Source organism: Pseudomonas putida, assembly GCF_009883635.2.
In the GTDB taxonomy this organism is placed as follows: Bacteria; Pseudomonadota; Gammaproteobacteria; order Pseudomonadales; family Pseudomonadaceae; genus Aquipseudomonas; species Aquipseudomonas putida_W.
Genome location: NZ_CP026115.2, coordinates 4,765,802 through 4,781,179, shown reverse-complemented (window position 1 = coordinate 4,781,179; position 15,378 = coordinate 4,765,802). Strand labels below are relative to the sequence as shown.

Annotated in this window: 21 protein-coding genes; 14 read left to right on the top strand and 7 right to left on the bottom strand. The window is 62.3% G+C overall.

Annotated features, from left to right (window positions below; translation table 11 throughout):
- Positions 1–14 precede the first annotated feature (14 nt).
- From C2H86_RS21900 to C2H86_RS21885, 5 genes are all read left to right on the top strand, one after another.
- A complete protein-coding gene (locus C2H86_RS21900) occupies positions 15–1,136 on the top strand; it encodes an alpha/beta hydrolase (protein WP_240349626.1) in 1,122 nt (373 codons plus the stop codon).
- A gap of 29 nt (positions 1,137–1,165) precedes the next feature.
- Positions 1,166–1,465, top strand: coding sequence for a hypothetical protein (locus tag C2H86_RS28415; RefSeq protein WP_240349625.1), 300 nt, complete (start codon positions 1,166–1,168; stop codon positions 1,463–1,465).
- Between the two features lie 114 nt (positions 1,466–1,579).
- Positions 1,580–1,939: a hypothetical protein gene (locus C2H86_RS21895; protein ID WP_240349624.1), complete on the top strand. Its 360-nt coding sequence runs from the start codon at positions 1,580–1,582 to the stop codon at positions 1,937–1,939.
- A 92-nt stretch (positions 1,940–2,031) separates the two neighbouring features.
- Positions 2,032–2,172: a hypothetical protein gene (locus C2H86_RS21890; protein ID WP_159409790.1), complete on the top strand. Its 141-nt coding sequence runs from the start codon at positions 2,032–2,034 to the stop codon at positions 2,170–2,172.
- 247 nt (positions 2,173–2,419) lie between these two features.
- A complete protein-coding gene (locus tag C2H86_RS21885; protein ID WP_159409789.1) occupies positions 2,420–2,884 on the top strand; it encodes a DUF1348 family protein in 465 nt (154 codons plus the stop codon).
- On the opposite strand, the gene C2H86_RS21880 is transcribed toward C2H86_RS21885, so the two are convergent.
- Both C2H86_RS21880 and C2H86_RS21875 read right to left on the bottom strand, forming a co-directional pair.
- On the bottom strand, positions 2,885–4,240 hold the full coding sequence (locus C2H86_RS21880) for an ATP-binding protein (RefSeq protein WP_159409788.1): 1,356 nt from the start codon (positions 4,238–4,240) through the stop codon (positions 2,885–2,887). It lies immediately after the preceding gene.
- Complete coding sequence (locus tag C2H86_RS21875) at positions 4,237–4,947, bottom strand: response regulator (protein WP_159409787.1); 711 nt, start codon at positions 4,945–4,947, stop codon at positions 4,237–4,239. Before C2H86_RS21875 ends, C2H86_RS21880 begins: the two co-directional genes overlap by 4 nt.
- A 167-nt stretch (positions 4,948–5,114) precedes the next feature.
- Here C2H86_RS21875 and C2H86_RS21870 point away from each other — a divergent pair, with 167 nt between their 5' ends.
- Together C2H86_RS21870 and C2H86_RS21865 are read left to right on the top strand one after the other, a co-directional pair.
- Positions 5,115–5,894, top strand: coding sequence for an MlaA family lipoprotein (locus C2H86_RS21870; protein WP_159409786.1), 780 nt, complete (start codon positions 5,115–5,117; stop codon positions 5,892–5,894).
- On the top strand, positions 5,887–6,123 hold the full coding sequence (locus C2H86_RS21865; protein WP_159409785.1) for a hypothetical protein: 237 nt from the start codon (positions 5,887–5,889) through the stop codon (positions 6,121–6,123). The genes C2H86_RS21870 and C2H86_RS21865 overlap by 8 nt, the downstream gene beginning before the upstream one ends.
- Positions 6,124–6,132: 9 nt before the next feature.
- On the opposite strand, the gene C2H86_RS21860 is transcribed toward C2H86_RS21865, so the two are convergent.
- Positions 6,133–6,420, bottom strand: a complete 288-nt coding sequence (locus C2H86_RS21860) for a DUF3303 domain-containing protein (protein ID WP_159409784.1) — start codon at positions 6,418–6,420, stop codon at positions 6,133–6,135.
- Between the two features lie 269 nt (positions 6,421–6,689).
- Between C2H86_RS21860 and C2H86_RS21855 the strand changes: the two genes are divergently transcribed.
- From C2H86_RS21855 to C2H86_RS21845, 3 genes are all read left to right on the top strand, one after another.
- Entirely contained in the window at positions 6,690–7,925 is a 1,236-nt protein-coding gene (locus tag C2H86_RS21855) for an MFS transporter (RefSeq protein WP_159409783.1), read from the top strand.
- 34 nt (positions 7,926–7,959) lie between these two features.
- Positions 7,960–8,733, top strand: a complete 774-nt coding sequence (locus C2H86_RS21850; RefSeq protein WP_159409782.1) for an AraC family transcriptional regulator — start codon at positions 7,960–7,962, stop codon at positions 8,731–8,733.
- Positions 8,734–9,078: 345 nt separating this feature from the next.
- The gene (locus C2H86_RS21845; protein WP_159409781.1) at positions 9,079–9,264 is read left to right on the top strand and encodes a hypothetical protein; all 186 of its coding nucleotides are present in this window, start codon (positions 9,079–9,081) and stop codon (positions 9,262–9,264) included.
- A 48-nt stretch (positions 9,265–9,312) separates the two neighbouring features.
- On the opposite strand, the gene C2H86_RS21840 is transcribed toward C2H86_RS21845, so the two are convergent.
- Together C2H86_RS21840 and C2H86_RS21835 are read right to left on the bottom strand one after the other, a co-directional pair.
- Positions 9,313–9,693, bottom strand: a complete 381-nt coding sequence (locus C2H86_RS21840) for an NUDIX domain-containing protein (protein ID WP_240349623.1) — start codon at positions 9,691–9,693, stop codon at positions 9,313–9,315.
- Positions 9,694–9,810: 117 nt separating this feature from the next.
- Entirely contained in the window at positions 9,811–10,965 is a 1,155-nt protein-coding gene (locus C2H86_RS21835; RefSeq protein WP_159409779.1) for an MFS transporter, read from the bottom strand.
- Positions 10,966–11,247: 282 nt separating this feature from the next.
- Here C2H86_RS21835 and C2H86_RS21830 point away from each other — a divergent pair, with 282 nt between their 5' ends.
- A complete protein-coding gene (locus tag C2H86_RS21830) occupies positions 11,248–12,465 on the top strand; it encodes an amidohydrolase family protein (RefSeq protein ID WP_159409778.1) in 1,218 nt (405 codons plus the stop codon).
- 214 nt (positions 12,466–12,679) lie between these two features.
- Positions 12,680–13,135 carry an REP-associated tyrosine transposase gene (locus tag C2H86_RS21825; RefSeq protein ID WP_159409777.1) on the top strand — a complete coding sequence of 152 codons (456 nt, stop codon included), beginning with the start codon at positions 12,680–12,682 and terminating at the stop codon, positions 13,133–13,135.
- A gap of 23 nt (positions 13,136–13,158) precedes the next feature.
- Here C2H86_RS21825 and C2H86_RS21820 read toward each other — a convergent pair whose 3' ends face one another.
- Positions 13,159–14,037, bottom strand: coding sequence for a LysR substrate-binding domain-containing protein (locus C2H86_RS21820; RefSeq protein WP_159409776.1), 879 nt, complete (start codon positions 14,035–14,037; stop codon positions 13,159–13,161).
- A gap of 143 nt (positions 14,038–14,180) precedes the next feature.
- On the opposite strand from C2H86_RS21820, the gene C2H86_RS21815 reads away from it, so the two are divergent.
- Entirely contained in the window at positions 14,181–14,360 is a 180-nt protein-coding gene (locus tag C2H86_RS21815) for a hypothetical protein (RefSeq protein ID WP_103448047.1), read from the top strand.
- Between the two features lie 132 nt (positions 14,361–14,492).
- Entirely contained in the window at positions 14,493–14,747 is a 255-nt protein-coding gene (locus C2H86_RS21810) for a hypothetical protein (protein ID WP_159409775.1), read from the top strand.
- Between the two features lie 38 nt (positions 14,748–14,785).
- Here the strand turns inward: C2H86_RS21810 and C2H86_RS21805 are convergent, their stop codons facing one another.
- Complete coding sequence (locus C2H86_RS21805) at positions 14,786–15,295, bottom strand: hypothetical protein (RefSeq protein ID WP_159409774.1); 510 nt, start codon at positions 15,293–15,295, stop codon at positions 14,786–14,788.
- Positions 15,296–15,378 lie beyond the last annotated feature (83 nt).

Sequence of the window (15,378 nt, the reverse complement as noted above, 5' to 3'; positions counted from 1 at the left end):
TCCAGGGAGGAATGATGCCGATACGCCGTTTGCTGGTGGCTGTGGTACTCGTGGTACTGGCCCTGCTGATCACTGCGCTGTTCGCCCTGCGCATTACCGCGATTGCCGATTTCCAGCTGGAGCCGTGGCACACCTACGTGCCAGACGAGATGCCAGCGAGCGACATCGACCACGCCAGCTGGGGCGACTACCTCGCTGCCGAGCAACGCGTGCTCAACCAGGTCAACCGGGAAATGCGCGAGCAACTGGCCAGCGAGCAGCCGTCCACCTACAACCGCTTCGTGGCCAGCAGCCGGGTGTTCCCGGGCAATCTCAGCCATGACTGGAACCGCTCCTATATCGTCGAGCCCAGGCAGACCGCCAAGGGCGCGGTGGTGCTGCTGCATGGCCTGACCGACTCGCCTTACAGCCTGCGCCACTTCGCCCGGCACTTTCAGGACTTGGGCTATGTGGTGGTCGCCCCGCGCCTGCCTGGGCATGGCACGGTCCCGGCCGGCCTCACCGCTGCCCACTGGGAGGACTGGATGGCCGCCACCCGCCTGGCCGTGCGTGAAGCGACTCGCCGCGCCCCCGCAGGCACCCCGCTGTATATCGTCGGTTTCTCCAATGGCGGTGCATTGGCTGTCAAATACAGCCTTGACGCACTGGAGGACCCGCACCTGGCCAGGCCCACCCATCTGGTGCTGATCTCGCCCATGATCGGCGTCAGCCGCTTCGCCCGCTTTGCCGGCGTCGCCGGCCTGCCAGCGTTGTTCCCGGCGTTCGCCAAGGCCGCCTGGCTGAGCGTGCTGCCTGAGTTCAACCCCTTCAAGTACAACTCGTTCCCGGTCAATGCCGCACGCCAGTCTTACGAGCTGACCGAAGCCGTGCGCCAACAGCTGGTCGCAGAAACCCGCGAACCGCAGCGCCTGGCTATGCTGCCACCGGTTCTCACCTACCAATCACTGGTTGATGGCACGGTCAGCACCGAAGTCATCCAGACCGATCTGTACGACCGCCTGCCCGCCAATGGCAGTGCGCTGGTGGTGTTCGATACCAATGCCTCGCTGGGTATCGACGACATGCTCAGGCCGTCGGTGGCGGCCCTGCGCGACAGGATGTTCACACCCCAGGCCCGCCCTATGCGCGCACCTTGATTGCGACCCGAGGCCCGGGCAATGCGCAGATGAAGTCGACACGTTTCGCGGCCCTGGCAACCACGGCCGACGAACAGATGCTGGATGCGGTGTATCCGCCCAGCCTGATCTCGCTGTCCCATGTGGCACTGCCTTTTCCTATCGACGATTCGCTGTATGGGCAGCAGCCTGATGGCCAGGAGAATTACGGGGTGAACCTGGGCAACTTGAACATGCGCGGGGAGCGTGGGGCGTTGATAGTGGATGCAGGGAGCTTTTCGCGGGCGACTTCGAATCCGTTTTTCAGGGTGATGCTTGACGGGCTGGATGAGGCGCTGCAGTTGCGCTGAAGCTGCTCATTCTACAGGCGGGCAGCGAAGCAGAATTGGACTACACGCTGTGGCGAAAACAGCTAAGCGCCTTTGTGCCAGACTCAGGCACGACCTCTTATCAGGAACGCCAAGATGCCAACCTTTGATGCCTTTTTACCTTGCCAGCGCTATGATGCCTCCCATGCATGCAATCTGTTTCAGGTTGTCTGGAGGTATCTACCCATGGCCACAAAAGCCAAGCATGCCACTGAAACTGAGCTCGACGCACTGGAGCAGTTGATACCCGACTTCGCCAGTGAAGCGACGCATTCCGCCTATCTGCGGGCGCTGCAAGTGAGCCGGAATGGCGTACTGCGCACGGATGATGGCCATCTCGTGCGGGTTGCTGCTGACGGCTCCAAGACGGTCGTAGCCAAGGCCAAACCCCGGCGCAGAGTCAATATCGGCGAGAAGATCAGGGTCAGGAAGGTCAGCGAGAATCCAGCCCAGTGAAGGCCCCCAGGCTTCGCGTTTTCGTCGGACCCAATGGATCTGGCAAAAGTACGATCAAAGCTGACCTGGCGGCAGCCCTCACGCGAATTTTCGTGAACGCCGATGAATTGGAAAGAGAAGTCAAAGCCACTGGCTTTATCGATCTGGCAGAGTTTGGTATCGATATCAGCCTGGCTGAGCTGGTTCTGTTTCACACTGATCATTATCTGACTCGACTTCGACAACTCAGGTGAGCGTGCTGTGTGGCTGGCGGAAATTACTGAAGGCACCGAACTCGAATACCGGGCAGAAGAAATTCCCGACTGGTTCTTCGATGCTTATGTCGACGAAGTCGAGCACTGACCGACAGCGAAGACCGGGGAACCCAGTGCCCACTGCTGTTTCGCTCCACGCAACAATGAAATGCCAAACGCACGGATTCTCGGCCAAGCCAGCGAGTACTACGCTACTCCCTGCCAACCACTCCCGAGGAACCACCCGATGTCCCGCCCTCCACTGCCCCCCTTCACCCACGAAACCGCCATCCAGAAGGTCCGCCTCGCCGAAGACGGCTGGAACAGCCGCGACGCTGCCAAAGTAGCACTGGCCTACACCGTCGATACCGCCTGGCGCAACCGCGTCGAATTCCCCCGTGGCCGCGCCGAGGTCGAGGCGTTTCTGACCCGCAAGTGGAACCACGAACTGGAATATCGCTTGATCAAGGAGCTATGGGCCTTCACCGGTAACCGCATCGCCGTGCGCTATGCCTACGAGTACCACGACGACAGCGGCCAGTGGTTCCGTGCCTATGGCAACGAAAACTGGGAATTCGCCGAAGATGGCCTGATGCAAAACCGCTTTTCCAGCATCAATGAACACCCAATCAGCGAAGCAGAGCGCAAGTTCCACTGGCCGCTGGGCCGGCGCCCGGATGATCATCCGGGCCTGAGCGACCTGGGGCTCTGATCAGCCCACTGGCAAGCTGACCTTGACCTGCAGCCCACCGCCTGGGCGATTGGCCAGGGTCACGCTGCCGCCTTGCTCCAGCACGATCGCGCGCACCGCCGGCAAGCCGAGCCCCACGCCACCGGTATCGCGATTGCGCGAGCCTTCGATGCGGAAAAAGGGCGCGAACACACGCTCCTGCAATTCAGGCGCGATGCCCGGCCCGCGATCCAGCACGGTGATTTCCAGTTGCTCGGCAGTGACCGCCAGCCGCATCTCAGGTGCCAGGCCATACTTGACGGCGTTATCGACCAGGTTCACCAGCACCCGCTTGATACCCACCGGCCGCCCGACGTAGACACAGCGCCGCGGCGCATCGAGCGCAACTTTGATACCCGCGTCCTTGAAGTCGTCCACCACCGTTTGCAGCATCTCGGCCAGGTCGAACGGCGTGGTCTGTTCAAGCCGCGCATCGTCGCGGAAGAACTCCAGTGCGGCATCGACCATGGCCTGCATTTCGTCGACATCCTTGAACAGCTTGGCCTGCAGTTCGGCGTCCTCGATGAACTCGCCGCGCAAGCGCATGCGCGTCAATGGCGCGCGCAGGTCATGGGAAATCGCCGCCAGCATTTGCGTGCGATCATTCACGAAGTGCTTGAGCTGCGCCTGGGTGGCATTGAATGCCAGAATGGCCTGGCGCAGGTCATGGGGGCCGACCACCGGGATCGGCGGCGCATTGAAGTCCTTGCCGAATCGCCGTGCGCCCTCAGCAAAGCGCTCCAGCGGACGGGCCAGATAGCGTGTGGCGAACAGCGCGACCACCAGGCTGGAAAGCAGCATCAAGGTGAGGATGATCAGGTTGCGTGGCAGTTCGTCCAGGCCCCAGCTGCGGTCCGTGGCGCGGTACAGCACCCAGCTCTTGTCACTCAATTCGATCATCAGGGCGTAGCCGCGCGCCGGTTCATACTCCAGCAGGTCAGACGGCTCGAAGGCCTCGATCCGTGCATCAGGCCGTTTCAACAAGGCACGCAGGGTTGGCGTGCCCTGGCGAAACTCGGCATCGACCAGCTCAGGCATACCCGCTTCGTCATGGCTGCGCAACCATTGCACGGAGTAAGAACCATCCCCTGCCGCGCTGGCAATGCTGGCGCGCTGCGCTACGGGCGCGGCATCGAGGATACGGGTGACGGTGGCGACCTTCTCGATCACCCCGCTTTCCAGCAACGGCGGCTGCGCCCACACGCTCAGCAACAGGCTGAACAGCCCCTTGAGCAGCAGCAGGATGAACATCGCCGTCAGGGTGGTCAGGGCAATCCAGCGGGCAATGGTGATGCGTGGCCGCGGCAAGGCCTTGCGCAGCTTGGCCAACAACTTCATCGCCTGACCACGGTGGCAGTGAACAGGTAACCGACATTGCGCAGGGTGCGGATCAGTGGTTCGGCGCCCGCCTCGCTCTCCAGCTTGCGCCGCAGCCGACTGACCTGCACATCGATGCTGCGGTCATAGGCCTCATACGACTCACCCCGGGCCAGATCAAGCAACTGCTGGCGGCTGAGCACTCGCCGGGGGTGCTCGGCGAACACCAGCAGCAGCTCGAATTCGCCGTTGGACAGGGGGATCATCACCTGCTCTGGCGAGCGCAGCTCACGCCGCACCACATCCAGTTGCCAACCGGAAAACTCCAGCAGCGTGCGCGGGTTGTCAGCCACGCCGTCCGCCGCTTCACCTGCACGGCGCAGTACCGCCCTCACCCGCGCCAGCAGCTCGCGGGCGGCAAATGGCTTGGTCAGGTAATCATCGGCACCCAGCTCCAGGCCGACCACGCGATCGCTCAGCTCGGACATGGCCGTGAGCATGATCACCGCCACCTTGTGCTCGGCACGCAACCGTTGGCACAACACCAGGCCACTGTCGCCCGGCAGCATCACATCGAGAATGACCAGGTCCGGCACCCGCCGCTCCAGGGCTTGCCAAAGCCCTTTGCCATCGCGGGCCACGTCGACCTCGTAGCCATGCTGGCGGAGAAACTTCTGCAGCAGATCGAGTACTTCGACATCATCGTCGACAATCAGCAAATGGCTCAAAACAGGCACCGAAAACAAAGGTAATTGCCGTGTACTGTAAGGCCATCACCGGGCTGCCGTCATATATTTCTACCCGGAAACAAAGTGTCAGGCGCGAGATAATCCGGACATTTCCAGGCAATCAATCCCCCGCAGCATCGGCGCCACTTCTTCACAGGAATGTGCCCATGCCTATCCCTTCCGCTGCCTGGTTATCTGCCCGCAACACGGTCCTGGCCTTGTCACTGCTCGCCGCCAGCGGCTGCAGCCAGCGCCCGCCAGCCACTGCCTGTGGACCGGTCGCCTACCAACTCAGCGACCCGGCCGAACCTGCCAACCGCGCCGTGTTCGCCTTCAACCGCAGCGTCGACGATTACCTGCTGGCGCCGGTCGCCCGCGGCTATACCGCCTTGCCGAACTTCGCCCAGCAAGGCGTACACAACTTCGCCGCCAACTTCGGTGAGCCAAAGGTGTTCGCCAACGACCTGCTGCAAGGCAACGGCGAGCGGGCGATGACCAGCCTGAGCCGCTTCATCTTCAACACCACCCTCGGCGTGGCCGGCCTGATCGATGTTTCCGGCAAGATGGGGCTTGCCCGCCATGAGTCGGACTTCGGCCAGACCTTTGCAGTGTGGAACATCGCCGATGGCCCGATCGTCGAGTTGCCGCTGCTGGGCTCGCACAACCTGCGCGATGCAACTGGCCGGGTAGTGAGCCTGGCGGTGAACCCGTTCGGCGACAACAGCAATACGGTCGAGACCCTGGGTACCGTGGCCCTGGCCGGTGGCATGGTGGATGGTCGAGCGCAGGCGTTACCGCTGACCGACAAACTGCGCACTCAGCCGGATTACTACCTGGCCGTGCGCGATTTCACCGCGCAACAGCGCGCCAACCGGGTGGTCGAGGGTCAGCTCGGCGCGCCAGGCAAGCGCCCGGACCAGTGCCAGGGAGGGCCTGCCAGTGAATGATGCGGTGTCACTGTTCCGCCGCGTGGAGTGCGGGACCGAGCAGCCGGTGCTGTTGCACGAACTCGAAGCCCGCGTCTCGGAGGATGGGCGCGAACTGATCGTCAGCCGTTATCGGGAACGTTACGGCAACGGTGGCGATACCCAGCGTCACGAAGTGCATCGCCGCGTACCGATCGCCACGCTGTTGAAGTGGATGGCCAGAGAAGGCACGACACCCCAGCCATCCTGATGACGTTGCTCAGCGGGTCATCTTGTTCACTGCGGCCACCAGTATCGGAGCCAGCTCTGCATCGGTCATCGCCGGGCTGACCTGCATGTGCGCCAGGTCGCTCCAGTCCATCGTCCAATGCAATACCGGCTGCAGGTCATTGCTTTCGACCACGGCAAAACCCTGCAGCTCGCCTACCGCATGCCAACGGCCATGGACCTTCAGCTCGGCGGGCGGCTTGCCGCCGGTCTCGGCGAAGCGGGCCATGACGGCATTGCGGTTTTCCGGGGCAATGCTCCATTGAATGATGAAAAGCATATGGCACCTCCCAGTTGCTCGGCACCTGTGCCAGACACCCGCCCCGGGGGCGCCGGGGCCAGGGACGGGTGAATGCGCCATGTTTAGGCATAGCAGTATGGACAGCCGGTTGCCTGGCTGGTTGTCGGAATCTGCAGGCCAGTCCAAGCCAAAGCCCGAAATGTCCGAATTGCGACAGTGAGTGCCTGTTCGGCGTGAGACAGGCATTGCCCGGCTGGATAACCTCCGTCGGGCAATGCCTTGCCACCACTCGAAAAAGAGCCTCGCCCATGACGACTCCTGCCGCCTCCTTGGCCCCGCCTGCCACAGCTACCGACCAACCCCAGGGCTTTTTGGTCCGCATCGTCGGTGCCGCCGCCTTCGCCCACTTGCTCAACGACCTGATCCAGGCCGTGCTGCCGTCGATCTACCCGATGCTCAAGAGCGACTTCTCGCTGAGTTTCGCCCAGATCGGCTGGATCGCCCTGATCTACCAGGTCACCGCCTCGCTGCTGCAACCCTGGGTCGGCATGTACACCGACAAGCGCCCCATGCCGTACCTGCTGCCCACCGGCATGCTGTTCACCCTGGTCGGCATCGCCCTGCTCGCCTTCGCCAACAGCTACGAGATGCTGCTGTTCGCCGCTGCCGTGGTGGGTATCGGTTCGGCGACTTTCCACCCCGAAGCCTCACGGGTCGCACGCATGGCCTCCGGCGGGCGCTTCGGCACCGCGCAGTCGACCTTCCAGGTCGGTGGCAACACCGGTTCGGCGATCGGCCCGCTGCTGACCGCCGCCATCGTCATCCCCCATGGCCAGCCCGCCATCGCCTGGTTCATGCTGGCGGCAGGCCTGGCCATCTTCGTGCTGCTGCGCGTTACCGGCTGGACCATCCGCCACGGCCAGACCCAGCTCAAGGGCCTGGCCGGGCAACAGGCGCCCGGTCTTTCGAAAGGTGCCATGTGGCGCGCCGTGGGCGTGATCTCCGTGCTGATGTTCGCCAAGTTCGTCTACATCGCATCATTCACCAACTACTTCACCTTCTACCTGATCGAGCACTTCGGCCTGAGCGTGCAGCAAAGCCAGCTGTACCTGTTCGTGTTCCTCGCCGCCGTGGCCCTGGGCACCTTCGCCGGCGGGCCGGTCGGTGACCGTATCGGGCGCAAGGCGGTGATCTGGATCTCGTTCCTTGGCGTTGCCCCGTTCGCCCTCGCCCTGCCCTACGCCAACCTGGCCTGGACCGCGGTGCTGGCGGTGGCCATCGGCCTGGTGATGTCGTCGGCCTTCGCCGCGCTGGTGGTGTACGCCCAGGAAGCCGTGCCTGGCCGCGTCGGGATGGTGTCGGGGGTGATGTTCGGCCTGATGTTCGGCATCAGCGGCATCGGTGCTGCGGGCCTCGGCGAACTGGCCGACCTGCATGGCATCGAGTGGGTGTACCAGGTGATCTCGTTCCTGCCGCTGCTGGGCCTTGCCACCGCTCTGCTGCCGGCCACCCGTTCGAAGGCGCGGCCTACCCGCTGCTGCTAAGATGGCTGCGTTTGTTGGACTGGACGAGAGCAGCATGGTCAAACCCCAGCACGAACTGCTGACGGAGGTCGATGACTGGACCTGGGAGGTGGGTAGCCGGGCAACCGACTACCCGTCGGACTGGCACATCGCCCCCCACTCGCATGCCAAGCACCAGCTGATCTACGCCATCAAGGGCCTGATGCTGGTGGAGTCCGAGGCCGAGCGCTGGACCGTGCCACCCAGCCGCGGCATCTGGATGCCCTGCGGGCAGGTGCATGCCATTCGCTGCGTCGGTGACGTGAAGATGCGCAGCGTGTTCGTGCGCCCCGATGCTGCGTGCGGGCTGCCGCTGGAAAGCAAGGCCATCAGCATCTCGCCGCTGCTCAGTGAACTGATCAAGGCCTCGGTCGACTTCGCAGGGCCATTTGTCGAGGACTCGCGTGAAGCGCGGATCATGCGCCTGATCCTCGACGAGATCTGCGTGCTGCCGACCCTGCCGCTGAAACTGCTGCACCCCAGCGACAAACGCCTGCGGGCCATCTGCTCGGCCCTGCACGAGCGGCCCCACGACACCTCGACAGTGGCCGACTGGGGCGCCTACCTGGGCATCGACGAGAAGACCATCCAGCGCCTGTTCCGCAAGGAAACCGGCATGACCTTCGGCCAGTGGCGCCAGCAGGCGCGGCTGATGCAGGCGCTGGAGCGCATCGCCCTGGGCGAGCGCATCATCGATGTGGCGGGCACGCTGGGTTATGACAGCCCCAGCGCCTTTGCCAGCATGTTCAAGCGCCAGTTCGGCATCACGCCGAGCCAGTTCTTCAAGTAGGAGTGGCGCAACAGCGCTCTGCCGCACAGCCTGGACAGCGGTCGTAGGCCTGACAATTACTACATAACATTTCAGCCAAGGCTCAGTCGCGTCGCCGCCATGCACCTGCACCTGAAACTCGAATTTTGCCGCAACACCCGACAAATTCGGGCATCCGGTGGACATCTGATTTAAATGACTTGAAACAGGTTGCCAGCGGATTTGTAGGAGATTTCTTCCAGGCCATGTAAGAAAAATCATGATTCCGGGATTTTCCTGTATGAAACCTCAGTTTCCGCAGGATTTTGTGGCTGCTACGGTCCATTTTTCCTACAACGGCACGGATGCCAATGGCACGAGAGAAACATGGATCAATACAATAAATCTGGCCTGGCCTTGCAGAAGAATCTACTCAACCTGCGCCGAGAGCGGGATCGCTTGAAAGCCGAGGGCAAGCACCAGGAAGCTGAACGGCTGGGGCAGAAAATTTCGCGGATAGAAGCGGTGGTGGCTGCATTGCCTGAGGCGGCCAAACCACCGACGCTGCAGTAAAAAAGCAAACGCCCCGTCAGCGCGGGGCGTTGTTGCGCGTGCGTCAGCTCAGGCGCAGCGCTTGAGAATGGTCTTGATCGGGCGCCTCACCCGACGCTTCGATACCGCCTTTGGCTTGATCCAGCGGCAGGCCTCGATTTCGTTGCAGGGGCGCGGCTTGGACGCGCTCTTTCGGGCCTCGAACAGGTAGTGGATGACCTTGTCTTCCCTGAACTCGGCGATGTAGCGCAACTCGTCGAAGGCCAGGCCGGTCTCTTCGACCATCTCCCGATGCGCCGCCTGCAACGGCGTTTCATCGTGTTCCACCGTGCCGCCAGGCAGGTTCCATTTGGCGTTGCGCTTGCGTACGAACAGCACCTCGCCATCCTTGCGGTAGATCACCGTGGCGCGAAGCTTGATGCCCTTGCGTCTGGCTGTAGCCGTGTCCATTGCCTTCATGCGCGCGCGATCCCATTCGGTTGATCGGTCAGGAGCCGTGCAAGGCTCCTGTCCCGACTGTAGGGGGGTAATGTGTCGATTGAATGACCATTACCGGTGCGTGATGGTTCAGATGGCTGCCTTGCTGCGGACCGCCCGGGTCCCCACCCCCAGGCAGGTCACGGCGAAGGCAACCAGCAACGCCGCCGTGCCCAGCAGGAAGATCAGTTGCTGGTTGGAGCCCTCCACCAGCAGGGCGATCAGCGCCGGGGTCACCGCCGCAGCGCCCATCAGGGTAATGCTGACCAGCGGCGTGAGCTTGCCGGTCGGGTCATTGGTGGTAATGAGCGCCATGTAGTACGACAGCGACAGCACCCAGCCAAAGTTGATCAGCAGCAGCGCGACAAACAGCTGCATCGGCGTGCGGGTGTGGCCGGTGAGCATGGCAATGGAAATGAACACCGCCACCAGCCCCACGGCGATCATCAGCTGACGGTTGACCCGCGCCCCCAGCAGGCTTGGCAGCCCGGCTCCTGGCAGGCCGCCGATGGCCGACAGGCCGAACGCCCAGCCGATATCGACAGCGTCTATGCCCTGGTCACGCGCCAACTGATCGATGAAGCCCCACACGCAATAGATGGCGATCTGCATGAACAGCATGCCCACCAGTGCCGTGCGCCCCGTGCGCGCCGAACCACCCTGGGCGGGCGAACCTTCGCCGCTTGCCAGCGACACTGCCGGGCGACGCGGCAGCACCAGGCTGGCGCCACAGATCAGCAGGTACCACAGACCGAACGCGCACAAGGCGGTCACCGTCCCGCTCTGCGCGGCAAGCAACGGCAAGGCTGCGGAAAACAGCGAGTACTCAGGCGTCTGCAGCAACAGCATCAGCCCGAACGAACGGTCCTGGTTGGGCAGACGGCCCAACGTCGACACTGCATAGGCATACACCAGCCCGGCGCAGGTGCCGGCCGCCAGGCGCACGCTGAGCAACACCGTATTGGTGCTGGCGAAAGCGGTGGCGACGCTCAGGGCCACGCACAGCGCGCCGACCGACAGGCACAGGCTGCGCCCACCGTGGCGCTTCATCAGGATCGGGCACAGCAAGGTGCCCACAGTCATGCCGATCATCTCGACCGACACCACCCAGCCTTGCTGGTCGAGCGACAGGCTCAGTTGCTCGGTGACCAAACCCATGAAAATGGGTTGCACGCCACAGACGATGAATGAAGTACAGGCAATGAAAATCAAGGCGGCACGCAGCAGCTTGGAATCATTGATCATGGAGGGACTCCGACACGGCATTTGTTTTTATTGTGGGTGTTGAGCAGCCCTGAAAGCGCCGTATCAGGCGGCCGGGCCGGTCACGCGGTCAATCCTGGGCCGAGTTCGAAGGCTTTGAAAGTTAATTATCGGAATCGACTTCAGTGGACTTTTTAATGCAGACCAGCGACGCGTGCCTGCATCAAGAAATGCACTGCGGTCGATCCTGATAATTAATTTGTGAGGGGCCTGGATCATCCCTACCGTATGGCCCTACTCAAGCCTCGGAAAAAAGGCCCCATCATGAACGACCGTGAGTTCATCAATGCCATCGATGCCGATGGCCAACCCCTGAATATCGCCGTGCGCGGCGGCCGCATCAGCCACATCGGCCCGCAGCGTGCGACCGCCGCCGCCAGTGAGACCATCGACCTCGAAGGCCTGCTGGTGCTGCCTGGCTTCGTCGATGGCCACATCCACCTGGACAAGAGCTTCGTCGGCGACCGCTGGCGCCCGCACCAGCCCGTCGCCAGCCTGCGCGAGCGCCTGGCCGTGGAGAAACGCGAACTCGCCAGCGCCCCGCCGATCGTCGAGCGCGCCAACGCGCTGATGCGCCAGGCCGCCTCGTTCGGCACCCTGGCCATGCGCTGCCATGTCGACGTCGACGCCACCACCGGCCTCACCAACCTGCGCGCCATCCTCGAAGCCCGCGACAAGTGGAAAGACCTGATCGACATCGAGCTGGTGGCGTTCCCGCAAGCCGGTGTGGTGACCTGCCCCGGCACTGCCGAAGTGATGGAAGCTGCCGTGCGCGAAGGCGTTCAGGTGGTTGGCGGCATCGACCCGACCACCTTGGACGGTGACGCCGAAGCCCAGCTTGATATCGTTTTCGGGATTGCCGACAGGCACGGTGTGAAGGTCGATATCCACCTGCACGAACCGGGCGACATCTGCATTGCCCAGCTCGAGCGCATTGCCGCCCGTACCCAGGCACTGGGCATGCAGGGCCTGGTAGCGGTCAGCCACGCCTATGGCCTGGGTGATGTCAGTGACGCCGTGGTTGACCGCACTGCCGAAGTGCTGGCTGCTGCTGGCGTGTCGATCATGACCAACGCCCCCGGCGAACATGCCTTCCCCCCCGTACTGCGCCTGCGCGCGGGTGGCGTGCGGGTGTTCACCGGCAACGACAATATCCAGGACGCCTGGTGGCCCTATGGCAACGGCGACATGCTGCAACGGGCGATGCTGGTCAGCTACCGGTCCGGGTTCAATACCGACGAGGAACTGCGGGTCGCGCTGGAGATGGCGACCGTGGCCAGTGCCGGGGTATTGGGCAAGCAGGATTACGGGTTGAAGGTGGGCAATGAGGCCAGCTTCGTGCTGTTCAAGGCTCCGAATGCGGCGGCGGCGGTGGCGGCAGCCCTCCATGAACGGGTGATCGTGCGCCACGGCGCGTTCTGGGGCGGGCCTGCGCAGTTGCAGTTGAAGGCTGCGCAGTTTTCTGCAGAACTGCGTCGCTAGCGAGTTCTTTAGGGCCGCTTTGCGGCCCATCGCCGGCAAGCGCGGCTCCCACAGGTACGGTGCAAGCCTTGAGATCTGCGCGGTCTGGTGGGAGCCGCGCTTGCCGGCGATGGGCTGCAAAGCAGCCCCTAAGACACACTCGGTGCCAATTGTCATGTCTGTGACGAATTCATAGCCGCTAGCCTGATGAGCAAGATATCAGGAGGCAGGGAACATGGATCGTCCCCATTCAGATCAATTGAGGCTAGGCCGCTTTTCGGAAACCAGCCGGCTGTATCTCCTGACCAGCACGACGCTGGGCAGGGCACCTCTCTTCACAGACTTTCACACGGCACCCCTATTGGTGGCACAGTTCCGGCTTGCTCAAGAAGAGTGTGTCGCCAAATCTCTGGCCTGGGTAGTGATGCCCGACCATTTCCACTGGTTGGTCGAGCTCGGGCCAATGAGTTTGAGGCAGCTGATGCGGCGAGTTAAGTCACGAAGCACAATGATGATCAACCGCCACAAAGGCCGAAGCGGGCAACTTTGGCAGAAGGGATTTCATGACCGAGCACTGCGCCGCGAAGAAGATATCCAAGCCGTGGCGCGGTACATCATCATGAATCCGAAGCGGGCAGGCTTGGTCGAGAGGGTGGGAGACTACCCACATTGGGATGCGATATGGCTCTGACTTGTTCCAACAGTAGCCCCTTCTCACTCAGCCTCCGCCCGCAGGATGCCGATCAGAATCTCGGCCAGCTCCTTGACCATCGGATCCGCCGTAGGCCGATGGAAGATCGCCGCCTCGAACACCCGGATCGGCTTGAACCCCTCCTCCGCCCCCAGCACCCGATGCGCATCTGTCACCACCCGCGACGGCAACAGACTGACGCCCAAGCCATTGGCCACCGCCGCCTGGATACCCGCCAGGCTCGAGCTGGTAAAACCGATGCGCCAGCTGCGGCCCATGGCCTCGACCGCACTGATCATGTCATCGCGGTACAGGCCCCGCGGGGGAAAGGTCACCAGCGGGATCGGGTCCTGGGCGAAGCTTGGATACTGCGCACTGTCGATCCACTCGATGCGCTCCGGCTGGCAGGCATTGGCCTCGCGACTGTTGCGCCGCTGCTTGACCAGCACCAGGTCAAGCTCACCCCGGTCGTAGGTGCTCATCAGGTCACGGCTCAGGCCACCGGTGATTTCCAGCTTGACCGTCGGGTTGAGCCGGTTGAAGGCTGCCAGCGCCTGCATCGTCTTGCCAGCGACAAAATCATCCGGCAGGCCAATGCGCACGGTGACCGACACCCCACCCGACATCGCTTCACTCAGCTGGTTGCTCACCGAAAGCAGATGCCGTGCGTAACGCAGCAGGGTTTCCCCGGCGTCGGTCGGATGCACCTCGCGGTTGCTGCGGTCGAGCAACTGGTGGCCGACCATCTCCTCCAGCCGGCGCACCTTCTGGCTGACCGTGGACTGGGTGGAATGCAGGCGTGCGGCGGCGGTAGTGAAGCTGCCGCAGTCGGCCACCATGACCACGGCACGGAGCATGTCCAGGTCGTAGATGGCGCGGTTGGGTTTGGTGCTGTCGGTCATTGGCAGAGATCGGCTTTCAACTGGGGCTGGGAGCATGATGCCTGAAGCTGGGCCACGGGGAAGCGCTTATTGGTGTCGGGTGTCACGCGGCAAGCCCAGTGAAGTAGACTGGCACCTTTCTTTGCCCCTCCCTGGAAGACCTGATGAACAAACTGATCCTGCCTGTGGCTATCTTCGTATGCGTGATCATTGCGGGGAAACTGGCCGAGCATTTTGGCCTTGAGGGTAGCTGGAAGGTCGGTTTGCTCTGCGTCGTGGCCGCCTGCGTGCAGATCGCGGTCAACCGTATCCAGCGCTCGCAGCGGCAGAAAGCTCAACGCTGAAAAGCCGCCCGCGCCGCAAACGGTTGCCTGACAGCACTGACACGACGCGCCATTGAATCGTCTCGATGAGTCATATTGATGCCTTCACACCTCAGGCTAATACTAAGGTCAATGCCTGGGGAGGCGCGAATCATGCAAACAAGATTTGTTATCGTTCCAGCTGTACCCATCGAAAAAGAATCCTTTCAATCAGGGTCCCGCTTCTACGCCGCAACCATTTCAGGTGGCTTCGACATTTACGACAATCAAGAAAAACTGCGCCTGAAGCCGAGCTATCCGACCCGGTCGCTGGCAGAAGCGGCGCGCGTGAAGCTGAACGATGAATGCCGAAATCCAGACGAACGTTTCCCGTTCTTGCGCGTGGAATGCCCAGTCATGGAACCGTGAAAGCAATCAGCCCGCTTCGGCGGGCTTCCGATTAGTACTTACTGGATGTGCTTGAGTTTTTCGAGCATGGCGGCGCTGCCTTTGAGGTAACCGGTGACCTCGCCATCTTCCCTCTTGAACTTGATGCCCATCACTTTGTTGTTCAGCTTCACTAGCTCGACCGACGCCCGGATGACTTCGTGCGGATGAGTGACCTGCGCGGGCGCCTTGCCCTTCTGGATGGATACTTCGCTAACTGTTTGCTCGAAGACATTACGTTCAGCGTCATACGACCATGACGACTGCTGCACGATTTTCTGCATCGAGTCTTTTTCGCTGAGGATCAGGAAGTCGGTGGCTGAACCGTCAGCCTTGAGTAGCAACAACGCCAGCGCCTGGGAAGTGCCGTCATCGGCATTGGAGTACCAGGCGCCGTAAAGGTCGCTTTTCAGGTATTTGGGCGTTGTGATTGCCGTTTCACTGGGCGGCTTTGCTGTGCCTGTTGTGGAGCAGGCAGAGAGCGCCAGTGGGGCCAGCAGTGCGATTGCTACGGTGAGGTATGTTCTCATTTCATTCCTGGTGGCTTGTCAGCATGCGAAAATCTGTTCGTTCGCCTCAACGCTGGTAAGCAGTCAAGCATACCCCTGAAGAT